Origin of the sequence: Bradyrhizobium sp. 195 (assembly GCF_023101665.1) — a bacterium.
GTDB lineage: Bacteria > Pseudomonadota > Alphaproteobacteria > Rhizobiales > Xanthobacteraceae > Bradyrhizobium.
The window spans coordinates 7,975,288-7,997,290 of record NZ_CP082161.1; the positions used below are offsets into that span (position 1 = coordinate 7,975,288).

15 protein-coding genes and 1 tRNA gene are annotated in these 22,003 nt (G+C 60.8%); 6 read left to right on the plus strand and 10 right to left on the minus strand.

All coding sequences use genetic code 11. The features are described from left to right. Positions 1-516 precede the first annotated feature (516 nt). The 3 genes from IVB26_RS37195 to IVB26_RS37205 form a co-directional block, all read right to left on the minus strand. Positions 517-3,558, minus strand: coding sequence for a tetratricopeptide repeat protein (locus IVB26_RS37195; RefSeq protein ID WP_247969822.1), 3,042 nt, complete (start codon positions 3,556-3,558; stop codon positions 517-519). Continuing rightward, positions 3,542-4,474, minus strand: coding sequence for an AAA family ATPase (locus IVB26_RS37200; RefSeq protein ID WP_247969823.1), 933 nt, complete (start codon positions 4,472-4,474; stop codon positions 3,542-3,544). Before IVB26_RS37200 ends, IVB26_RS37195 begins: the two co-directional genes overlap by 17 nt. Positions 4,475-4,551: 77 nt before the next feature. After that, entirely contained in the window at positions 4,552-5,913 is a 1,362-nt protein-coding gene (locus IVB26_RS37205; RefSeq protein ID WP_247969824.1) for a TIR domain-containing protein, read from the minus strand. A gap of 963 nt (positions 5,914-6,876) precedes the next feature. Here IVB26_RS37205 and IVB26_RS37210 point away from each other — a divergent pair. Then, entirely contained in the window at positions 6,877-7,305 is a 429-nt protein-coding gene (locus IVB26_RS37210; RefSeq protein WP_247969825.1) for a DUF6641 family protein, read from the plus strand. A gap of 529 nt (positions 7,306-7,834) precedes the next feature. Here IVB26_RS37210 and IVB26_RS37215 read toward each other — a convergent pair. Further along, entirely contained in the window at positions 7,835-8,074 is a 240-nt protein-coding gene (locus IVB26_RS37215) for a helix-turn-helix domain-containing protein (RefSeq protein ID WP_247969826.1), read from the minus strand. 97 nt (positions 8,075-8,171) lie between these two features. On the opposite strand from IVB26_RS37215, the gene IVB26_RS37220 reads away from it, so the two are divergent. Next, on the plus strand, positions 8,172-8,630 hold the full coding sequence (locus tag IVB26_RS37220) for a hypothetical protein (RefSeq protein WP_247969827.1): 459 nt from the start codon (positions 8,172-8,174) through the stop codon (positions 8,628-8,630). A gap of 134 nt (positions 8,631-8,764) precedes the next feature. Here the strand turns inward: IVB26_RS37220 and IVB26_RS37225 are convergent. Next, positions 8,765-8,854 (minus strand) — tRNA-Ser (locus tag IVB26_RS37225). Between the two features lie 193 nt (positions 8,855-9,047). Here IVB26_RS37225 and IVB26_RS37230 point away from each other — a divergent pair. Further along, positions 9,048-9,389 carry a hypothetical protein gene (locus tag IVB26_RS37230; RefSeq protein WP_247969828.1) on the plus strand — a complete coding sequence of 114 codons (342 nt, stop codon included), beginning with the start codon at positions 9,048-9,050 and terminating at the stop codon, positions 9,387-9,389. Between the two features lie 152 nt (positions 9,390-9,541). Here the strand turns inward: IVB26_RS37230 and IVB26_RS37235 are convergent, their stop codons facing one another. The 3 genes from IVB26_RS37235 to IVB26_RS37245 form a co-directional block, all read right to left on the minus strand. Next, the gene (locus tag IVB26_RS37235) at positions 9,542-11,005 is read right to left on the minus strand and encodes a trehalose-6-phosphate synthase (protein WP_247969829.1); all 1,464 of its coding nucleotides are present in this window, start codon (positions 11,003-11,005) and stop codon (positions 9,542-9,544) included. Between the two features lie 242 nt (positions 11,006-11,247). Next, positions 11,248-12,066, minus strand: coding sequence for a trehalose-phosphatase (otsB, locus tag IVB26_RS37240; protein ID WP_247969830.1), 819 nt, complete (start codon positions 12,064-12,066; stop codon positions 11,248-11,250). Between the two features lie 4 nt (positions 12,067-12,070). Beyond that, positions 12,071-13,555, minus strand: coding sequence for an MFS transporter (locus tag IVB26_RS37245; protein ID WP_247973367.1), 1,485 nt, complete (start codon positions 13,553-13,555; stop codon positions 12,071-12,073). A 127-nt stretch (positions 13,556-13,682) separates the two neighbouring features. On the opposite strand from IVB26_RS37245, the gene IVB26_RS37250 reads away from it, so the two are divergent. Next, positions 13,683-14,111: a DUF3175 domain-containing protein gene (locus tag IVB26_RS37250; RefSeq protein WP_458309303.1), complete on the plus strand. Its 429-nt coding sequence runs from the start codon at positions 13,683-13,685 to the stop codon at positions 14,109-14,111. A 186-nt stretch (positions 14,112-14,297) separates the two neighbouring features. Here the strand turns inward: IVB26_RS37250 and IVB26_RS37255 are convergent, their stop codons facing one another. Together IVB26_RS37255 and IVB26_RS37260 are read right to left on the minus strand one after the other, a co-directional pair. Next, positions 14,298-16,331 carry a methyl-accepting chemotaxis protein gene (locus tag IVB26_RS37255; protein WP_247969831.1) on the minus strand — a complete coding sequence of 678 codons (2,034 nt, stop codon included), beginning with the start codon at positions 16,329-16,331 and terminating at the stop codon, positions 14,298-14,300. Between the two features lie 331 nt (positions 16,332-16,662). Further along, positions 16,663-18,702: a methyl-accepting chemotaxis protein gene (locus IVB26_RS37260; protein WP_247969832.1), complete on the minus strand. Its 2,040-nt coding sequence runs from the start codon at positions 18,700-18,702 to the stop codon at positions 16,663-16,665. A 385-nt stretch (positions 18,703-19,087) separates the two neighbouring features. On the opposite strand from IVB26_RS37260, the gene IVB26_RS37265 reads away from it, so the two are divergent. Both IVB26_RS37265 and IVB26_RS37270 read left to right on the plus strand, forming a co-directional pair. Continuing rightward, on the plus strand, positions 19,088-19,573 hold the full coding sequence (locus IVB26_RS37265; RefSeq protein ID WP_247969833.1) for a (2Fe-2S)-binding protein: 486 nt from the start codon (positions 19,088-19,090) through the stop codon (positions 19,571-19,573). 85 nt (positions 19,574-19,658) lie between these two features. Beyond that, positions 19,659-22,001, plus strand: coding sequence for a xanthine dehydrogenase family protein molybdopterin-binding subunit (locus IVB26_RS37270; protein ID WP_247969834.1), 2,343 nt, complete (start codon positions 19,659-19,661; stop codon positions 21,999-22,001). The last annotated feature ends 2 nt before the right edge of the window (positions 22,002-22,003 follow it).

Genomic DNA, 22,003 nt, shown 5'->3' on the forward strand with positions numbered 1-22,003 from the left:
TTGACGCGGTCTGACAGGGTTAATCCTACAACTCGGCGAGCTGTTCGCCTGGCTGATCGAAATCCATTTCGTTCTTCAGTGTCTCAGACCTCGACCCGCCACCGTCTTCTATGACCCACATGGCCATCTTTCAACAACGAACTTGAGTCTGCCTTCGGGACGGTGAACTGTGAGCTTGACGCTGGGCGTTGCCTTCGAGGGACCCATTTTCGGCTACCCCCGGCCCCCGTTCGTCCATAGCTGAACCAGACGAACCAGCCCTTGCACCTCGCCAACTCTTGCGACCCGTGATGAAACGCCAGCGCGATGCTGGATTATAATTGGTCTGAGAAGGGGTCGCTTCCGTCTGGTCTTCAAAACGCCCACCGGTCAGGGACTTGTAGGGACTGATGATAGAAGGGTTACTCCATAATCAATTGGCGTACGTGCTTTGCTGCTTGATAATCGCGCTTGTAATTGAGCGCTACGCGGCACGAAGCTGCACAACCACTAGCTAGAACAACGAGGCAAGTTCTTCTACTTGGAGGACAGCCGTTGGAGTGCCTCAGTTGCTTTTTTATGTCCCTGGTTGCTCGCCTTGCGATACCAGATAATCGCGTCGTCCATCTTCCGTTCATACTCCAAAATCATACCAAGAGAATATTGCGAGTTTTCATCACCACCCTCCGCGGACTCCTTGAGCTGAGCCATAATCAGCGTTGGCTCCACCCCCAATTTTGTGAACTCTGTCGGAGACGCTGAGAAGATTTCGTAGATCAGCTCGATCGCATCCTGTTCAGCCAAACGCGCCGCGAACATCGCCCAGTAAAGCGCCTGATTGATGTTCCTTTCGACGCCGTTCCCCGAATAATAATTGCGCGCGAGAAGCCTAGCCGCTGAAGGTACTGCATCCCATTCGATCGCTTTCAAATAATACCAACTTGCCGTCTTAGGATCTCGCGTGCACCCCTCGCAAATTTCTCCTGTCCCGTAGAGATAGCCAAGCCAGACGGCTGATTCTCCATCCTTACGTTCGGCACCAAGCCGGATAATTTCTAAAAACTTCTTTTGATCGGACGAAAACCCGAAAGTTCCGTCGCGAAATGACATCGCGTAGGATGCTAGCTTCGAGCCGCCCTTTTCTGCGTATTCCTTTAAAAGGCGGGACCTCTCACCTCGGTAGTAAGGCGTGTCAAACTCAGGTGCTTCGTAAGTAACCGCCAAATTCTTTCCTGCCTCGACGGAACCGAGGCTGTATGCCTTCAAAAACAATTCAGCCGCTTTCCTCAGATCATGAGGAAAAACTCCATCCTTATACATGTACCCGAGAGTGTTTATCGCGGGAATATAGTCGATCTTCGCTAGCTCGAAGAGGATTTCATTGACCTGATCATTTGGAATTGTCGCATGTGCACGTGCAAATTGGTAACGAAAGCGCACTTTATCTGGCTCGCGGTCCATGGCCGCTTTGCACGCGGCAACCACCTTGTCGATGTAACCGCTACGGTCCAGAAGAAAACTAGAAAACGGAGGCCCAACATTGTCCGTTTGGAGCGGACTGGTGCCCCAGAGATCGCATTTGTCGATCGGCACCAGGGAGAGCGCACCAAATGATCCTACCGCCGCCAATACTGCACCGCAAACAGCGGCGGTTAGTAGCCTACGCCAAGGACGGCGTGCGATTTTCCGAGCCCATTCTTCCGGGACAGCGAAAAACTGACTCTTCGAGGTAAGACCGGGCAGCAGATAGTCGACGAGAATATTGTCGGAGCGGAGGCGTTCCGTCGGTGGCCCGCCGGCCGCGTTCCGGACCGAGACGTCTACTGACGCCGCCGGTCGGGTCGCAGTACCGATGTCCATAGCCTCGATCAATAGCGAGCGCACCCTACGATGTTCCGAACCCGATAGCTCCTTGAGCAGTCGCGTCCGGACCCAGTCGGGCATCCAGCCCCGGCGGAACCAAGGCAACTGTGCTACATTCAGAATGTCTGGAGCCAGTGTCGCTGGCAGGCCGCGGCGATTTGTCAATCGATCACGTAGATGCAGCGTCATTGCCCATCGCAGTTCGGGATAAACCGATGTCGCAGCAAGCCACCGATAGGTATCGGCGCCGGCGGCTTGGCGCAGTCCCGCTACGAGTGCGTTTAGATCTCTCGCGGCTGGCTGAGCGCTTTGCATCCACCGGTCGGCACGTTCATTGATGCGGGTGACCAGCTGTGACAGTCCCGGAACGGTAGCGCACACGGTGGTGGGTACGGTGCGGCCGAGCAGACGATTTGCAATCGCGCGAAGTCCCGTGGGTGAAGCATCCGCGACCGAGATGCCATCAGGAAATGCCAACTCGAGCGGACTTGCGCCGAGGCCCGCCGCCGGTACCATTAGGAAGATATTCGTCGTACCGCCGATCTCGTCGATCCAGGTCCGCGGTTCGCCTGAACTAGGATCCAGCAATTCGCTCTCGGTAACGAAAAACAGGAAGATTGCTCCCGGAAAACTGCCGAGAACGGAACGCAAGGTTTCAGTCTCGCCGGAACGCCTGCGCCGACAGGTCCAGGGCGAGCGGTCGAAGTCAAACTGCTCGACGAAGAGGCCACTGCTACGCAACGTTTCGACTATCGCATCACCGTAGGCCGCGAGATGGTCGAGCCGGCTGCGCCGGTCGATCAAGACAACAAAGTCCGCTGGTATGGGTCGCATTAGCCAGCGTAGGGTTAATAGACCGCCCTGCTTTGCCGTCGCAAAAACAGTAGCTTCGGAATCTATGTCACGAATTTCATGGCGCGCGAGAATGCGCAGGGGTTGGAGGTCGGCGAGTAGCGCGCGGTCACCAAAACGCGGTCGATCGCTACGAAAGGAGAATGGTAGCGTTCGAAGGTTCTGGCGCAGTGCCTCGCGTCGAAGATGCGCTAATGTTAGATAAACTAAAGCGCTGAAGCCCAGAGCGTATACAAGCCAAGGTAATGCCGCCGCAGCAAATTTCTGCCAGCCGAACTCGGTATAGTACCAGCGAAAAGTCCGGTTCCACGGCGCTTGTTTCGGTAGATCCAATTCCTTGAGAGGGTATTGTTGTATCCAATCGTCCAATCGCTTATTGGATTTCGATTCGGTTCGAGACGTGACAATTGGTGGCTTCTCGTCCACACGGCGGTCGAACGACCTCACCGCGAACACTACGATCGCGATCGTAGCAAAGATCACGACGGCAACCGCTGCCCACGTCACGCCGCGAGTGATATGGCGCAGCGAAATCTTCCACTCCACCGGCTTATCTTCTGCGGCGGCGGACCTTTCTATTTGGTCTGGCGCCTCGTCCAGTTCAGAGAACATGGCGCGGAAGTGGCTGTGGCAAATCGCCTGCTGCGCTGGTGTGCCGGCGAGCACAGGTACTACATAGCGCGCCAACGTACTCGCCATCTTGGGCAAAGTGCCAGCGCTCTCAAGGCGTGACAGCAATATAAAAAGTCGTGATTCCTGCTCGACGCCAATTGCTAGTCCCTCAAGCCTGAGCCGCGCGAGATATTCTGGCAGCCGGCGATAGAACGTTTCAGGAGCAAGCTGAACTTCAGCTGCGCCCGGCATCGCGCCATTCCGAAAGCATTTCGCTTACCCGTGCTTGGTCGCCGCTGATTTTCGCTAGTGCGGGTAAACTGCGCAGCGCAATGTCTCGAGCTACCGGATCGGTGAGAGAGCTTGACGGTGATGCGCCTAACCGCACCATCGCGCTCAGCCAGTTGAGAAGTTCTGACGTTCCGGGTTTCTTCTCCAGCCCGGTTACATCATTTCGAATGAACAAGGCGAACCTCACGACGTCGCGCATCAGTGAGAGGTCGGTGTCTTTTGGAAAATACCTCGGCAGGCGAGCGAGTATGATTTCTTCCATGGCATTCGCCTCAGGAAACGGGATATTGTAGTAGATACAGCGCCGCAGGAATGCATCTGGCAGCGATTTCTCAGAGTTATTAGTCATTACCACGATAGGGTGGTAGTTTGGGTCGACGGCTGCAATTGCGCGATTGCCTAGTTCCGGAATTCGGAAATACATACGCTCTATTTCATTCAGCATATCATTTGGGAAATCGCGCGGAGCCTTCTCTACTTCATCTATCAATACCACCGAGCGACGCTTGCCGTGGTGGACGTAGCCTGCCGGTAGTACGTCCTTTAGGTCCTCTGGATCGTTGGCGTGCACGATCGCTTCACCAAGCGCATTGTAAGCGATGTAGTCTGCCGGCCGACCGACCGATGATGCGAGCTCCTTCGCGGTGAAACGACCGAGCGTGTCGTAGCCGTAGAAGAGATCACGCGCTTGCGACGTCGATTTAGTCTCGAATATGAGTGGCTGCCCAAGCCCTAGTTCGTAAGCAATACTGGCTGCAAGCACAGTCTTTCCGGTACCTGGTTCCCCAGTCACCATCAACGGCTGTCGCAGGAGCAACGCGACATTGACGGCATCGACCAGCCCCGGGTCGCGGCGGTATTCGCGGGGATCGCGCATCTCGGCGCCCGGTGACGGCGGAAGCGGTTTCGGGGCGCTGGGTGGCGCACTCGACGGTGTCGCTGGGTAGAGCAAAGTCATGATGCGCCGCCCTGAGATTGAGGAATATCAGTACTGATCTTCATCTCGTCTATGATCATCCTCAATAACGTCGCCGCTTGCACCATCGGCACTTTACGTTCGCCAATGCCAAGCCATCCGGTGAAAAATTTGCGGAGCCGTTGGCGCAGATCGGGCGGAGCCTCGGCAGCAAAATCGGCATTCTCGTTGATCCAAGCTTCAATATCCTCGAAACCGATATGGCCGAGCTGCGGCAAAATCGCCGTCATTACTCGATTGCCCGCGTTCGTTGAGAGAACCGTAAGATCATTTAAGAGACGCATGATCAGGGACCTGCTTGCAAATGCCCAAATACCCTGATCGGCAGAGCAAAATCGTCCCACTACAATTATCGGATAGTGGCGCCCCGTCATGCTTAGCCAGTTCCACCAGTTGATCCATTCCCCGAGCAGACGACGATGTGCAGTGTTCCACTTGCGGATATCGACATCAAAATAGAGAAACAGCGCTCCACTTTGGCGCTGAAGCCGACGCTCGATCTCGGTGAGGCTCGACCGGTGTTTGAGCCCGATCTTATCCGCGAGTTCGTATTGAAGCTCGTTAAGATAATCTCTTATTTCATCAACGTCTGCGCGAGGATCGATGTCCGCTGGCCACCGTAGCAGCCGGTCTTCGACCACATTCGAGAGCCCATTACGCTGCAGCAGCTCTGGCATATCAACAAAGAAAAGTTGCTCAACGAATTTGTCCGCGCATTGCGAGTCCTCGCCTAGCACGAAGAATATCTGCGGCCGCACTACATCCCGCTCCAGCTCGGATTCTATCGCTTCGCGGAAATATCGTCGTTGCGTGCGTCGGTCGCACAGATAAGGTAGCAGCCGAGCGAATCTTTTCGACCGCGCTTTTCCCGACTGATTTGGCGCTACTCCCTCATTCAACACAAATCGATGCAGCTCCGCAATTAATTCATCAAGGTTGGTGGAGCCCGTCCGATCGAAAGCGGACAGGTCGACGGCCTGCCTGATCCGCACCAAGCCGCTCATTTCCTCGCGGCCAATATCGTCAAGTTTGGCTATGACCAGCTTGTTCTTTGCGCTGCCATGGTCGAACTCTCGGAAAAGAGAATCAGAGCGCGCGGGATTGTTCGAATTTCGAGAGAGAAAGAAAAGAACGCAGGCCGCGCCCTCATACGCTTTGCGTATTTCGTCCTCCCACGATGCGCCGGACCGTATACCCGGGAGCGCTAATCGGTGCGCGGCAATGCCAACTTCACCCGGTCGATCAATCCATAGTGGGATTCCGGCTGCCAGAAGTGCCCCTAGTATGGGCTTCACGGTCGCTCTATCTAAGCTGGCGTAGGAAATGAAAATGTAGCGCATCGGCAAACAGCCTGCTGCAATAGGAGACAGTCACCTAAAGTTGCTAGGCTCTCACCACCTAATTTCTCTGTCAATTGGAAATTGTCTCCGCTAGTACAGCAGACTGACTGACGCCGCATTGCGGAAAACCAAAGCTGACACATCAAACCGGGGACCAGCTTTCCAAATCGGCACCGTCAAACATACATGTTAGGTCATTGCCTTTGACGGGTCGCGTAGCGTCTTCGTCTTGCCTTGATCCAGGCGCGTCGGACGCTTTGGCATTCCGCGGGCACTTTATTGGGAACTCGCGCGGGCGCGCTTCCATAGAGAAAACCGTCTAGGAACCCCGGGCCTAATATCGCTGCCAATCGTTTTATGGAACATTTGATAAGCCTCGCCCTTCAATGAGGTTTAGATCTTTGCTGTGCGGCTTCCTCCTGCACCCATGGGGACGTCGCGGCTGCACATGATTCGACACCCATGTCCTGTGGTTGTATTGATTCATTAGCAAAGCCGGTTTCGATGGCTCCTGCGGCGTTTCTAGCGACGGAGGATCAAGCCTCAACAATTACCGCGGCAATTACAATCCAGACGAGGTAAACTTCGGGCCTCAAGTACAACTAAAGATTGCGACTCGACGAATACGGAACTACAATTTTTTATAGAGGAACGACACCGCATGAGCAGGTGAACAGAATGGCTAAGCCCAAGGTTTTTGTCAGTTACGATCATTCTGAAGACAGCGATTATAAGCGATTGCTTCAGGCTTGGGATGCAAATCCTAACTTCAAGTTCGACTTCGATAGTAGGGGCAACTTGCCTGTGTAACGCTTGTTACGATAATCGGAAAAATCCAAATAAGATCATCGACAAGGGTAAGCTGGCGACCTTCCCGTGGCACCAACGATCGGTGTACGGCATGTACAATGCGATTGATCGAGTTAGGATCGGGCGGGTTTATCCCAACAACGGAGAACCCGGATGCCGATCCTCAAGTCCCTCTCGTTCACCGCGTTGCCCAAAGCTGCCAATGACCCGGTCCAGATGCGCCGGACCAAGTTCATCGCCAAGCTGGAGGAGCAGAAGTTGCTCCTCGCCGATCCGAACCACATCCGGACCGTCCAGCGCTGGACCAAGGTCAACGGCGAGCGTCAAGCTACGACCAAGCAACAGGCTGTCCGTCCCTGGTGGAAGACCGACGCGAGCGGACAGGTGGTCATGTCGGTCAAGTTTGGATCGAAGCCGATGGAGTTCGAGAAGGGCAAGGCCGGCATCGTCGTCGGCTCGAAGGACAAGCTGCCTGCTGTCATCGATGCCCTGATCGGAGCTGTCCGTGCCGGCGAGCTGGACGAGCACTTCAGCCAAGCTGCCAAGACCAGCGGCATCGGCAGGTCCCGGAAAGCCGCTTGATTTTCCGGTTGGGCTGGGCGGCTTCAAGCTTCCCGGCCCGTTTTCCGAGTCCTCCCGGACGAGGACCATGAGGCTTCGTCGCTGATCGTTTCTCCTTAAGGCTTGTACTTCACATTGCCACTAAGATTTTCAGCGGGACACGGACCGCTCCGGTGCACATTCGTCTTAATGAGCCGTTGAAGACGCTCGTCCGGGCGCTCAAACGCAAACTGAGGAATGACAATTTCGGACGTGAGGTGCTCAACGGCCCGGTCCTTCCGACGTCGCCCTTCATGTCCCTTATCCCGGCCGTCCACCAAGGCCGTCTGCGCCGGCAACCATCTTTCCCCGACGCGTTGTCGCTCGTCTAGCTTGCCTTTGAGCCCGGCATGGCCATGTCTCCCGGACGAAACCATTTCGTCCAGCGCTTCGCGCGTAAACCCCTGGACGAGTAGGGACCAAGCCGGGAAGCTCTCTGGACCCGGTGAGTAGCGCGGCTGGTCATGCCCTTCCGATCATGCCGGAGAGACGAACGGGGCCGGAAGGGGAATCAGCCAGCCTTCCGACGGCTAGTAGCCCTGGTTGGCTTCCGGAAAAACTCGGCCGGGTCCACGTCCAGGATCTTGGCCAGCTTCTCGATGATCTCCAGGCCGACGTAGGTCACGGCCCGTTCGACCCGGCTTAGGTAAGCCCGGTCCACTCCAGCATCGTTCGCCAGCCGCTCCTGCGAGAGCTTCCGGTCATGCCGGATGCGCCTGAGGTTGGTCGCGAAAACTTGGCGAAGGTCCATGTACGGACCAGACCAACCTGTGGTTTATTAGCCCACGGCTTTAAAGCCTCAAAAAATCAACTGCTGACCGATTTGTATTTTGGGACAAGGGGCTTCAATGAAAAGGATCAGCGCGACTGTAACCCTGCTTCTGCTGCTGGGCATTCCGCTTTCAATTACCAACATTCAGGCGCTGTACACGTGGTTTCCGTCGCTGAAACCAGCAATCGCAAATGCTATCGACGTGGCTACCGGCTACGCTCCTCTGACAGGGCCGTCCCTTAAAGTATCCCATGAGTGCAGGTATCTGGACCGAAAGGCGACGCAGTGTTGGAGCCACTTAAAGATCGTATCCATGAACGAACAGCCAATTACTATTGAGCAGGTTGTCGTCAACGGCAGGCCAGAGTGCGTGTTGGACAACGGCCTCGTAATGCTGATGGCAGCGCAGTTCATCAATGTAACTGAAAAGACGATCAAGACCGGTGACGCCTATGGCGTCGGGCTGAGCTGTGAACCGGTGACTCTGAAGATTGTGACCGACAAAGGCACGTGGACTGGAGGGGCCGCGGGTTGAGTGGATGAGCTTTGGGTAGTGCCAGGCCGACTACCGAGGCGCACTGACCGAAAATTTGTGTGGGGCGGAATGTGGGGCTCAGCTACCCTGAAATTCGATAAATCAATTAACATCAAGGGTATGCGGATAACTCGTGGCGGAGAGAGTGGGATTCGAACCCACGGTACGGTTTCCCGCACACACGCTTTCCAAGCGTGCGCCTTAAGCCACTCGGCCATCTCTCCGGAGCGCCCTCTCTTGAAGGGGCGCCGATGATTTTGCAAGGGATCGAAGAAGAATCGCGCGAATTTTCCGCAACTTGTTGTATTTGCGAGATAATATCTGCCGTCGCACATGCCTTGGCCGGCCTGGCGGCTGAACCCGCGGCGGGTTTAGGACGACGATTCACACGAGAGCGCCAACGCGACCGGGGATGCCATGACGATCCGCAAGACCATCACCGTGCTGGGCCTGATATCGGCCCTTGTCCCCGTCTTCGCCGTGCCGGCCCTGGCCCAGGTCTGCACCCGGCAGGGCGTCGATGTGAGCTGCAACGACGGGCGGCGCGGCGGGCTATCCGGCGATGCCATCATCTGGCCGGACGGCACGCGCTCGAGCTCGAGCCCGCATCCAAGCGTGATCATCGGCAACAAGAGTTCGGTGCATGTCGGGCCCGGCGTGTTCGTCGGCCAGGGCAAGGGCATGGTGCCGATGGACGATCCCAACGCGCCGAACAAGCGGCAGTGCGCGATCCTGGATGGCGTGTCGTATTGCTATTGAAGCTCGTTATTTGCGGCTAGCCGTCATGCCCGGGCTTGTCCGCCTGCGCGGCCGAAGCCGCTTCGGCGCGGCGAAGGCCGTGCATCCACGTTCTTTGTAGCTTGGGGCGAGGCGTGGATGACCGGGACAAAGCCCGGCCATGACGCAGGAACCTAAATCAACCGCACGCCTGATATCGCCGACCTCAGCCAGCGCAGTGCTTGCGGCGGCTGCGCTGCGAGCGGCGCTTCCACGGCCTTCTCGGTCCGGCATTTTTCCAGCTCTGCGACGAAGTCGGCCGACCATTGCTGGATGGTGTGGCCGCGCAGCTTCTTCATCATCGCGTCCCAGCGCATCTTGCGCTCGGTGAGCGGCATTGCGGCCGCCACCGCGATCGCGCGCGCCATGCCGTCGATGTCGTGCGGATTGACCAGCAAGGCGGTATCGAGCTCGTTGGCGGCGCCCGCAAACTTCGACAGCACCAGCACGCCGGGATCGGCGGGATTTTGCGCGGCGACGTATTCCTTCGCGACGAGGTTCATGCCGTCATGGAGCGGCGTCACTACGCCGACCTGCGCTGTCCGATAAAGACCAGCGAGCACGGCCTGACTGAAACCCTTGTTCAAATAGCGGATCGGGGTCCAGTCCACTTCGCCGTGGCGGCCGTTGACGTCGGTGACGAGGCGCGCGACATCGTTCTGGAGATTGCCATAGGCCTCGATCGCGCCGCGCGAGGGGTTGGCGATCTGAAGCAGCGAGATGCTGCGCGCAAACTGCGGCTGGTCCGTCCAGAGCCGGTCGAATGCGCTGATGCGGTTGACGAGACCTTTCGAATAGTCGAGGCGGTCAACGCCGATCGCGAGCCGCTCGCCGTTGAGGCTGCGCCGCAGCCGCGACACATCCGGATGCGATGCCGATTTCGCGGCATAGGCTGCGAACTTCTCCGCATCGATCCCGATCGGAAATACCTCGCAGCGGGTGCGGCCATGCTGGGAGATCGCAACACCGTCCTCGATGGTGAGGCCGAGCTCGCCGCCGACATAGCCGAGGAAGTTCTGGCAATCCTCATTGGTCTGGAAGCCGAGCAGATCGTAGGCCAGCATCGCCGTGATCAGCTCACGATGATTGGGCACGCCTTGCATTACCGCGGTGACCGGCCACGGCGTATGCAGAAAGAAGCCGATCGGATCGTTGACGCCAAGATCACGCAGTTCCGCACCGAGCGCGAGGAAGTGATAATCCTGCACCCAGAACGCGGTCTTGGTTTTTCGGAAGCGCATCAAGGCGCGCGCCATGAAGGCGTTGACCTCGCGATAGCTGACATAATCTTCGCGGGAGACGCGAATCAGATCGCTGCGCGAATGCAGCGCCGGCCACAGCGCCGAATTGGCGAAGCCTTCGTAATAGCCGCCGTAATGCGCCGCCGGCAGATCCAGCGTCGCAATCGCGCCCGTTCCCAGTGCTTCGATCTCGGCGAATGGTTCCTTCTGATGGCCATCGCGCACCCGGCCCGAAGATCCCACCCAGATCGCGCCCGAATGTTCCACCACCGGCAACAAGGCCGCCGCGAGACCGCCCGTCATGGGCTCGTTAGGCTTGCCGCGCGCGACGCGATTCGAAACGACGACTAAGTTCACAGGTCGTCCCCTCCTGTTTCATTCCACCCCGTTTAACTGCCGTTCATCAATATGGTTCCTGATCATCGTTTCAACGAATTGAAACCAAAATCGGGCGTGCGCGTTGGAACTGGTTTCGCTTGTGGGAACCGGGAATTTCACTGCAAAGACAGCTTTTGCGGCGTTGTTGCGCAGCACTCATTGCGGTCCGCATGGGCGCCATCCCCAGAGCTTCGTGTCGGCGGCGTGGCGCCGCCTTGGTTTCACCTTGGATCGAGCAGGAGGGCAAGGAACGCGCGTACGTCGCTCGGGGCGTCGAAATGGCCGTTCACGCCCATGGCACGGCGGCCGACCGAGAAGGCAAGGCCGTTCATGTCCGGCATGATCGCGAATACGGTTTCATCGGTGACGTCGTCGCCGATGAAGATCGGACGCCGCCCCTTGAAAGGCTCCCGATTCATCAGTTCACGCACGCCGGTCGCCTTGGTGAATCCGGAATGCTTGATCTCGCAGACGAACTTGCCGGGCAGCACCTCGATGGGCGCATTGGGCAGGTCGGCGCGGATCACCGAGACGGATTCATAAATCGCTTTCTCCGCATGCGGCGCGAGGCGGTAATGCAGAGCGAGCGAATAACCCTTGTCCTCGAGCAGAATGCCCGGGCTGAGCTTGGCGATGGCCGCCAACCGCCGCTTCAGCTCCTTGTCCAGCGGGGGCGCGTGCACGGCATCGGCCTCATTGTCGACCGACAGTCGCATCTCGGCACCATGGCCGGCGACGGCGCGAAACACGTCGGGCGCGAAGATCAGGTCGATGTCGTTGAGCGAGCGGCCGCTGACCAGCGCCAGCGCGCCGGAGGTGCGCTCGGTCAGATGCTTCAACGTTTCTGACAGCCCCGGCGGCACCCACACCTCACGCGGGGTCGGCATCAGGTCGAGCAGGGTCCCGTCGATGTCGAGCAGAATTGCGGTCTCGTTGAGATGCGGCACGAGCGCATGCGGCACCGGCACCGTTTCGGGCGTGTCGTCGTCGAATACGGTGGGCTGCTGGTCCAACGCCATTTCTGCAAGTTCCGATTTCATCAGTCTACTCCATATAGGCGAGCGGCCGCGCGATTTGTTCGAGCGATTTGCGCTCCGCCGAGACGGCGTAGCGCCAGGCCACGATCGCGGCCGCGATCATCAGGGCTGAGCCCAGCAGGTAGCCGGCGAACACGCTGGTGCGCGACCCCGTATCGATCAGCACGCCGAACAGCGCCGGCCCGACCACGCCGCCGATACCGGTGCCGACGGCATAGAACACCGCGATCGCCAGCGCGCGAACTTCGAGCGGAAAGGTCTCGCTGACGGTGAGATAGGCCGCGCTCGCGGCCGGCGAGGCAAAGAAGAAAATCACCATCCAGGCGATGGTCTGCCCCTGGGCGGTGAGCACGCCGATGGAGAACAGATAGCCCGAGAGCGCCAGCAGCAGGCCCGACATGCCGTAGGTAAACATGATCATGGCGCGGCGTCCCAGCGTATCGAACAGCCGGCCGAGCAGCAGCGGCCCGAGGAAATTGCCGGCAGCAAAGGGAAGCAGGTACCAGCCGACGTTTTCGGCGCTAATGCCGTAAAAATCGGTCAGCACCAGCGCGAAGGTGAAGAAGATTGCATTGTAGAAGAACGCCTGCGCGCTCATCAGAACGAGGCCGACCAGCGCGCGCTGCCGGTACACCGAGAACAGCGTGTGGACGACCTCGCGGATCGGCGTGTGGTCGCGCATCCTCAGGCGGATCTTCGTGAAGCGCCCGTCGGCCGCATCCTGGCCGTGTCCGACCACCGAGCGCTCGATCTCGTCGACGATGGCATGCGCTTGGTCGGGACGGCCGTGGATCATCAGCCAGCGCGGGCTTTCCGGAATCCACATCCGCATCAAGAGCACGACGAGGCCGAGCGTCGCGCCGATCAGATAAGCGAGACGCCAGCCGAGGTCGGGGTTGATCACGGCAGGATCGAGCAGGACGATGGCCGCGACCGCGCCCATCGCAGCCCCGATCCAGAAGCTCCCATTGATGACGAGATCGGTCCAGCCGCGATAGCGCGCCGGCACCAGCTCCTGGATGGTCGAATTGATCGCGGTGTATTCGCCGCCAATGCCGGCGCCGGTGAGAAAACGAAACAGCGCGTAGCTCGCGACATCCCACGACAGAGCCGTCGCGGCCGTCGCCGAAAGATAGAGCGCCAGCGTGATGAAGAACAGCTTCTTGCGGCCGATGCGGTCGGTGAGCCAGCCGAAGCCGAGCGCGCCGAGCACGGCACCGGCGAGATAGGCGGAATTGGCAATGCCGAGATCGAGGTTGGTGAAATGCAGCGACGAACTCTGTTTCAGGGCGCCCGAGAGCGCGCCGGCAAGCGTCACCTCGAGCCCGTCGAGGATCCAGGTGATGCCGAGCGCAAGCACGACGCGAGTGTGAAAGCCGCTCCAGGGCAGCGCGTCGAGGCGCGAGGGAATGCTGGTCTCGACGATGCGATCGGCGGCGGCCGCCGCGACCACAGGAGCATAGTTCGGCGCTGGGCTTTGCTGCAATGCCATCGGGTTGTTGTGTCTGATCAATGGAAGTGCCCCCGGCTCACGTGTTGTGGACGGGGTCGATCCGATCATCGGGGTGCGGCATTCCGCCTGCCACCTGCGACAACGTCTGCGGCGAGACCAGGTTCCCATGGGAACGGCGCTTCGTGCCGCTGGTTTCCGATGGGGCCGCAAGGAATTGACGCATGGCTCATGTCAGAAAGACGACACAATCCCGCAAAACAGCCGCGCGCAGGAAGACCAGCGCGAGGCGTCCCACGACGGCGCGCAAGAGCCCAAGCGCGGCGCGCCGAAGCGCTGGTCGCAGCGCGTGACGAAGCAGAGCGACGCGCTCGACCTCAAGCAAGGCGTGTTCAAGCTGACCAGCGCGAAGAAGATCGCGGCCTCGCTGAAGCGCTCGGCCGAGCACAGTTCACGCCGCAAGGCGGGGGCTTATCGCTCGGCGCTGTCGATGCTGACCTTCTACATCAACCGCGCCGGCAAGACGCTGCCGCAGACACAACGCGCCCGGCTGGAGAAGGCGAAGGTGGAGCTGAAGCGGGAGTTTGGGAGGGAGTGAGGCCAGGTGGCGCTCCAATTCCGCTGTCGTCCCCGACAAGCGAAGCGCAGATCGGGGACCCATAACCACAGAGAAAGTTTGGCGACGACTCGGAGTTGCCGGCTTGCTCCATAACCGCTCCCTGTGGTTATGGGTCCCGGGTTCGCTTCGCGCCCCGGGACGACAGCGGAGTGTGGCGCAGCGAGCTTACGCCGCCCGGATATTGCCCATGAAGCGATCGAGCTCGGCGCGCAGGCGGGTGCTTTCGGATGACAGCGTCTTGGCCGAGTGCAGCACCTCCTCCGAGGCCGAGCCGGTCTCGGCGGCGCCGCGGTTGACCTCGCCGATATCGGTGGCCGCGGTCTGGGTGCCCTGCGCGACGGTCTGGACACTGCGCGCGATCTCCTGCGTTGCCGCGCCCTGCTGCTCGACCGCGCTCGCGATCGAGGTCGAGATCGACGAGATCTGGCCGATGGTCGCCCCGATCTCCTTGATCGCGGCAACCGATTCCGCCGTGGCGCCCTGCATGCCCGTGATGTGCGAGGAGATCTCGTCCGTGGCCTTCGCGGTCTGGCTCGCCAGCGACTTCACTTCGCTCGCAACGACGGCAAAGCCACGCCCGGCTTCGCCGGCGCGTGCCGCCTCGATGGTGGCGTTGAGCGCCAAAAGGTTGGTCTGCTCGGCAATCGCCGTGATCAGCTTGACCACTTCGCCGATCTGCTGGGCCGCATGCGACAGCTTGCCGATGCGCCCGTCGGTCTCCCTGGCCTGAACCACGGCGGCCTCGGCAATGCGGCTGGAATCGCGGACCTGGCGGCCGATCTCCTCGACCGAGGCCGAGAGCTCTTCCGTCGCGGTCGCGACCGACTGCATGTTGGAGGACGCCTGCTCGGAGACGCCCGCGACCTGGCTCGACAGGCTCTGCGTGGTCTCGGCGGTGCGGGTCAGCGTCGAAGCCGCCGATTCCAGCTGCACGGCGGAGGCCGAGACGTTGGAGACGATGGCGCCGACCGCGTTCTCGAAATCATCCGCAAAGCGAATCAGCTCGGCGCGCCGGCCTGCAGCCTGCTCGCGGTTCTGGACCTCGCTGGCGGCGGCATCGCGTTCGGCTTTGGCAACGGCTTGAACCTTGAACTCCTCGACCGCACCGGCCATCTCGCCGATCTCGTCCTTGCGGCCGAGGCCCGGCAGCACGACGTCGAAATTACCCGAGGCCAGCTCGCGCATCGCCTTGCACATCGCGATCATCGGACGCGAGATGCCGTTGCCGAGCATCAGGGCGAGCACAGCGCCGATGGCGAGGCCGCCGAGCGCCAACATCACCATCAGCCGCTCGGTGTCCATGATCGTCGCATTGGCGCTGGCTTCGATGCGCTGCTGATCGGCAGTCAGATCCGACCGCAGCTCGCCCGAGAGCTTGAGGATGCCTGCCGCCGTCTTGGTCATATCGCCGTTCAGCTTGACGATGATCTTCACATTCTCCGACAGCTTGGTGAAGGAGGTGCGGTATTGCTTCAGAAGGTTGCCGATCTCGGTCACGCGGTCGGTGATCTTCTGGTCGTTCGCATAGATCGAGACCAGCAGGGTCTCCAGGAATTTGACTCGCGCGATCACGCCATCGGCGGTCTTCGGCTCCGGCTTGGCTACGAAGGCGCTGACCGAGGTGGAGACCGCCAGATATTGCGAGGTGATGTCCTTGGCCGTGGTCTGGACCGAGGCCAGCCCGGCCAGCGCGGCAGTATCGGCAAGGTCGTCGAACTTGAAGCGGATCTTGTTGCCGACGCTGTTGAGCTCATCGGCCGCGATCTTGTTGTTCTCGCGCGTCAGGGTGATGATTTCGCCGAACACCTTCGTGAAGCGCTGGAACTCAGCCTCGAGCTTGCCGACCTGCTCACGGCGGGCGGCACCGGTCGTGGCGGCCATCGACTTTGCGATCGCGCTCCTCAGATTCTCTTCAGCCGCCTTGGCCGCGGTCTCGTCATCGGCCGCGCCGGTCAGGGTATAGGCCCGCGCCAACCCCTGATAGGCGATCAGCTCGCGATCGACCGTCCGGGCAAGGTCGGCTTCCGACACGCTGGTTCGGTAGGAGGCGACGGCGCCCTGGATCCGCTCGAAGCCGAAATAGGCGAAAGCCATACTGACGGCGAGGATGGCTAGCACTGCCACGAAGCCGAGGATGATTTTTGCACGAAAACGCAACGTTGGCAGCTTCGATAGGCGCGACTTCGACGTGACCGACATTCCCCCCACCCCATTCCATTCGCGGAAAACCAGGCGCAGCCCGGAAGCAGCCCGCTTCCAGACTCGCCGGCACGGTACGGGGCAAAGGATAAGCTGTGGTAAATTTGCGACGCCGCAACTGGCGGTTATATGACGCGGGGAATTTGTTAAGGCGCGCTTTCCGACGCGGGGACAATTGAATGCCGCGCCAGTGTCCGCTGTCGTCGCGGACAAGCGGACGAAGATCAGTAGGGTGGGTTAGGCGCAGCCGTAACCCACCACTTAACTTTCCACGCCGACTGCGAGGCGGTGGATTACGCTTCGCTAATCCACCCTACAGGTTCCGCGGGTTCTACGCCGCCCGGATATTTCCCATGAAGCGATCCAGCTCGGCGCGCAGGCGGGTGCTTTCGGATGACAGCGTCTTGGCCGAGTGCAGCACCTCCTCCGAGGCCGAGCCGGTCTCGGCAGCGCCGCGGTTGACCTCGCCGATGTCGGTGGCCGCGGTCTGGGTGCCCTGCGCGACGGTCTGGACGCTGCGCGCGATCTCCTGGGTCGCCGCGCCCTGCTGTTCGACCGCGCTCGCGATCGAGGTCGAGATCGACGAGATCTGGCCGATGGTCGCCCCGATCTCCTTGATCGCGGCAACCGATTCCGCCGTGGCGCCCTGCATGCCCGTGATGTGCGAGGAGATCTCGTCGGTGGCCTTCGCGGTCTGGCTCGCCAGCGACTTCACTTCGCTCGCAACGACGGCAAAGCCACGCCCGGCTTCGCCGGCGCGTGCCGCCTCGATGGTGGCGTTGAGCGCCAAAAGGTTGGTCTGCTCGGCAATCGCCGTGATCAGCTTGACCACTTCGCCGATCTGCTGGGCCGCATGCGACAGCTTGCCGATGCGCCCGTCGGTCTCCCTGGCCTGAACCACGGCGGCCTCGGCAATGCGGCTGGAATCGCGGACCTGGCGGCCGATCTCCTCGACCGAGGCCGAGAGCTCTTCCGTCGCGGTCGCGACCGACTGCATGTTGGAGGACGCCTGCTCGGAGACGCCCGCGACCTGGCTCGACAGGCTCTGCGTGGTCTCGGCGGTGCGGGTCAGCGTCGAAGCCGCCGATTCCAGCTGCACGGCGGAGGCCGAGACGTTGGAGACGATGGCGCCGACCGCGTTCTCGAAATCATCCGCAAAGCGAATCAGCTCGGCGCGCCGGCCTGCAGCCTGCTCGCGGTTCTGGACCTCGCTGGCGGCGGCATCGCGTTCGGCTTTGGCAACGGCTTGAACCTTGAACTCCTCGACCGCACCGGCCATCTCGCCGATCTCGTCCTTGCGGCCGAGGCCCGGCAGCACGACGTCGAAATTACCCGAGGCCAGCTCGCGCATCGCCTTGCACATCGCGATCATCGGACGCGAGATGCCGGTTCCGAGCAGGAAGGCGAGGACCGCACCAAGCAGCGTACCGCCAATGGCGAGGATCAGAACCAGGTGCTCGGTCTGCCCGATGGTCGCTTCCGACTCCGACTCCAGCCGTTGCTGTTCAGCGACGAGGTCCGCCTTCATGGCGGTCGCTCCTTGCAGGATCGCGCCGGCCGAGCCGCTCATCGCGGTGACGAGGTCGTCGACCAACTTGGCTTGCGCAATCAGCTTCTCCAGCGCTTCGCGATAGGCCGTAAGAAACGCTTTGGCCTCCTTCAGGCCGGCGACGATCTTGTCGTCCATGGAATAGATCGCGCCGAGCGAGTTCTCGACGAACTTCAGTCGCGCCATCGCGCTCGCTCCGATGGATTGGTCGGAGTTGAGAATGAAATTGCTCGCGGCCGCGCTCGCGGTCTGGAATTGGGCGTTGACCTGCTTGGTGCCGAATTCGATCGCCTGCGCCTCGGAGTCCGAGGCGTTGTTGCCGACGTCGTCCAGCTTGTATTTCAGGAGGTTGGCGTTGCGCTGAAGCTGATTCTGGACCAGAAGCGCGCTGTCGCGCTTGGCCTGCAGAATCTTGGCGAAGGTCGCCGAGAAGTTGGAAAATTCCTTGGCGAGCTTGTTGAGGCTCTCCAGCCGCGCCGGCTGCTTGGCATTCTTGATCGCCTGATCGATGGCATTCTTCAGGCTGGCCTCGGCGTCCAGCGCCGCCTTGGCATCGTCGTCCTTCCCGGTCACCACGAAGTAACGGGCGGCCGAGCGATAGCCGAGCAGCTCGCGATCGATATTGCGGGCAAGATCGGCCTCCGAGACGCTGCTCCGGTAGGATCCGACGCCTTCCGAAACGCGCTCGAAGCCGAGATAGGAGAAGGCCATGCTGCCGGCGGAGATCGCCAGCACGACGGCAAAGCCGAGGATGATCTTGGCGCGGAACCTGAGCGTGGGAAATATTGTGCTCTTTGACGGCGACGCGATACGCCCGGACATTCCCACCCCCATTATTTATTCCAAAGCCGCGATCCGAAGGCGCCCCGCCTCCCCGACCGCGTGCGCAAAACTAAGGCAGAAACGTCAAGGGGCGGTAAATTCGTCCTATCTCCGCGCGCTCCGGCTTCTTGGCCAAAGGCCCACCGAATGGGGCACCGGCTGGCATCCCACGCAAGCAGTGCACCTTAATAATGAGAACATGCTGGGGATCGCCCTCGCCCCCCGCCTCAGCTGCCGAACCGCGGACGCCGACTCGCAGAGCCCCGTGGGCCCGGCAGGATCAATGACTTTTCCATGACGCGGGCGACCAAAATCCTAGTTGCAAAGTTCCGGGTCGCTGTCTCTAATTAGAAACAATCAAAATCGATCCCGGGAGGACTACACCGTGTCTACAGTCAAACTGACAGTGAACGGCAAGGCCGTTGCTGTCGACGTCGAGGACCGCACGCTGCTGGTCCACGTTTTGCGCGATCACCTCAATCTCACGGGGACCCATGTCGGGTGCGACACCAGCCAGTGCGGCGCCTGTGTCGTGCATATGGACGGCAGGGCGGTGAAATCCTGCACCATGCTGGCGGGCCAGGCCGACGGCGCCAGCGTCACCACCATCGAGGGCATCGCCAAGGGAGACGAACTGCACCCGATGCAGGCCGCTTTCCGCGACAATCATGGCCTTCAATGCGGCTACTGCACGCCGGGCATGATCATGTCGGCGATCGACATCGTGCAGCGCCATGGTGGCCAGCTCGACGAGGCCACCGTCCGCAGCGAGCTGGAAGGCAATATCTGCCGCTGCACCGGCTACCACAACATCGTCAAAGCCGTGCTAGATGCGGCCGGACGCATGAAGGTCTCGCAGGCGGCCGAGTAGAGCGGCGCGCCTCGATAGAACAAATCACCGCTGCCGCTCTCGAAGGAAAGCGCAGCCATAGAATTTCCGGTCGGGAGGACCAGACATGGGTGTTGAAGGCATCGGCGCGCGCGTCGTGCGCAAGGAAGACAAGCGTTTCATTACCGGCAAGGGCCGCTACGTCGACGACATCAAACTGCTGGGCATGACCCATGCACATTTCGTCCGCAGCCCGCACGCCCACGCCAAGGTGAAGGGGATCGATTCCTCCGCCGCGCTGAAGATGCCGGGCGTGGTCGCCGTGCTCACGGGCCAACAGATCGTGGACGACAAGGTCGGCAACCTCATCTGCGGCTGGGCTATCACCTCCAAGGACGGCAGCCCGATGAAGATGGGCGCATGGCCGGCAATGGCGCCGGAGACGGTACGCTTCGTCGGTCAGGCCGTCGCGGTCGTGATCGCCGACAGCAAGAATCTGGCGCGCGATGCGGCGGAAGCCGTCGTTGTCGATTACGAAGAGCTTCCCGCCGTCGCCGACATGCAGGCCGCGATCAAATCAGGCGCGCCGCAGCTTCATCCCGAGGCCTCCGGCAACCAGGTCTATGACTGGGTGATCGGCGACGAGGGCGCCACCGATGCTGCCTTCGCCAAGGCCGCCAACGTCGTCAAGCTCGACGTCACCAACAACCGCCTCGCCCCCAACGCGATGGAGCCGCGCGCGGCGATCGCCGATTACGACGCTGCGGAAGAGCATTTCACGCTCTACACGACCTCGCAGAACCCGCACGTCGCCCGCCTCGTTCTGTCGGCGTTCTACAACATCGCGCCCGAGCACAAGCTGCGGGTGATCGCGCCCGACGTCGGTGGCGGCTTCGGCTCCAAGATCTTCATCTATCCCGAAGAGATGGTGGCGCTGTGGGCCTCCAAGAAGATCGGCCGTCCCGTGAAATGGACCGGCGACCGCACCGAGGCCTTCCTCACCGACGCGCATGGCCGCGACCATGTGACCCATGCCGAAATGGCATTTGACGCCAACAACAAGATCACCGGCCTCAAGGTGAAGACCTACGCCAATTTCGGCGCCTACATGTCGCTGTTCTCGTCCTCGGTGCCGACCTATCTCTACGCGACGCTGCTGTCGGGCCAGTACAACATCCCGGCGATCCATGCCGAGGTGATCGGGGTCTACACCAACACCACGCCGGTCGACGCCTATCGCGGCGCGGGCCGCCCCGAGGCGAGCTATCTGATCGAACGGTTGATGGAAACGGCGGCGCGGCAGCTCAAGGTCGATCCGGCCCAGCTGCGCCGGACCAACTTCATCACCCAGTTCCCGCACCAGACACCCGTCATCATGGCTTACGACACCGGCGACTTCAACGCCTCGCTCGATGCCGCGATGAAGGCGATCGACTATGCCGGCTTCCCCGCCCGCAAGGCCAAGGCCAAAGCCGACGGCAAGCTGCGCGGCATCGGCGTGTCCTGCTACATCGAGGCCTGCGGCATCGCGCCGTCGAAGGCGGTCGGGAGTCTCGGCGCCGGCGTCGGCCTGTGGGAATCAGCCGAGGTGCGCGTCAACCCGGTCGGCACCATCGAGATCCTCACGGGCTCGCACAGCCACGGCCAGGGTCACGAGACCACGTTCTGCCAGCTCGTCGCGGAGCGCCTCGGCGTTCCCATCAGCCAGGTCTCGATCGTCCATGGCGATACCGACAAGGTGCAGTTCGGCATGGGCACCTACGGCTCGCGCTCGGCGGCCGTCGGCCTCACCGCGATCCTGAAGGCGATGGAGAAGATGGAATCCAAGGCCAAGAAGATTGCGGCGCATGCGCTGGAAGCTTCCGAGGCCGACATCGTCATCGAGAACGGCGAGTTCAAGGTCACCGGCACCGACAAGGCGATTGCCCTGCCGATGGTCGCGCTCGCGGCCTATACCGCGCATAATCTGCCTGACGGGATGGAGCCGGGTCTGAAGGAAAGCGCCTTCTACGATCCGACCAACTTCACCTTCCCGGCCGGCACCTATATCTGCGAGCTCGAGGTCGATCCCGGCACCGGCAAGACCTCCTTCGTCAACTTCGTCGCGGCCGACGATTTCGGTCGGCTGATCAACCCGATGATCGTCGAGGGCCAGGTCCATGGCGGCCTTGTTCAAGGCATCGGGCAGGCGCTGCTCGAGCATGCGATCTACGATGCCAGCGGCCAGCCGGTCACGGCCTCGTTCATGGATTACGCCATGCCGCGCGCCGACGATGTGCCCTCCTTCAACCTCTCCCACACCACGACGCTGTGTCCGGGCAATCCCCTGGGCATCAAGGGTTGCGGTGAGGCCGGGGCGATCGGCGCCTCTGCGGCCGTGATCAACGCGATCACGGATGCGATCGGCAAGAACAATCTGGAAATGCCCGCAACCCCCGACCGGGTGTGGCGCACGATCCACGCGGCTTGAGA

Excerpts from the sequence above, each read along its gene's own strand:
- IVB26_RS37245 (WP_247973367.1), bottom strand. The coding sequence starts at position 13,555 with ATGGCATTGCAGCAAAGCCCAGCGCCGAACTATGCTCCTGTGGTCGCG.
- IVB26_RS37210 (WP_247969825.1), top strand. The coding sequence starts at position 6,877 with ATGCCGATCCTCAAGTCCCTCTCGTTCACCGCGTTGCCCAAAGCTGCC.
- IVB26_RS37255 (WP_247969831.1), bottom strand. The coding sequence starts at position 16,331 with ATGTCGGTCACGTCGAAGTCGCGCCTATCGAAGCTGCCAACGTTGCGT.
- IVB26_RS37270 (WP_247969834.1), top strand. The coding sequence starts at position 19,659 with ATGGGTGTTGAAGGCATCGGCGCGCGCGTCGTGCGCAAGGAAGACAAG.
- IVB26_RS37215 (WP_247969826.1), bottom strand. The coding sequence starts at position 8,074 with ATGGACCTTCGCCAAGTTTTCGCGACCAACCTCAGGCGCATCCGGCAT.
- IVB26_RS37230 (WP_247969828.1), top strand. The coding sequence starts at position 9,048 with ATGACGATCCGCAAGACCATCACCGTGCTGGGCCTGATATCGGCCCTT.
- IVB26_RS37195 (WP_247969822.1), bottom strand. The coding sequence starts at position 3,558 with ATGCCGGGCGCAGCTGAAGTTCAGCTTGCTCCTGAAACGTTCTATCGC.
- IVB26_RS37250 (WP_458309303.1), top strand. The coding sequence starts at position 13,683 with ATGGGAACGGCGCTTCGTGCCGCTGGTTTCCGATGGGGCCGCAAGGAA.
- otsB (WP_247969830.1), bottom strand. The coding sequence starts at position 12,066 with ATGAAATCGGAACTTGCAGAAATGGCGTTGGACCAGCAGCCCACCGTA.
- IVB26_RS37220 (WP_247969827.1), top strand. The coding sequence starts at position 8,172 with ATGAAAAGGATCAGCGCGACTGTAACCCTGCTTCTGCTGCTGGGCATT.
- IVB26_RS37260 (WP_247969832.1), bottom strand. The coding sequence starts at position 18,702 with ATGTCCGGGCGTATCGCGTCGCCGTCAAAGAGCACAATATTTCCCACG.
- IVB26_RS37205 (WP_247969824.1), bottom strand. The coding sequence starts at position 5,913 with ATGCGCTACATTTTCATTTCCTACGCCAGCTTAGATAGAGCGACCGTG.
- IVB26_RS37200 (WP_247969823.1), bottom strand. The coding sequence starts at position 4,474 with ATGCGCGATCCCCGCGAATACCGCCGCGACCCGGGGCTGGTCGATGCC.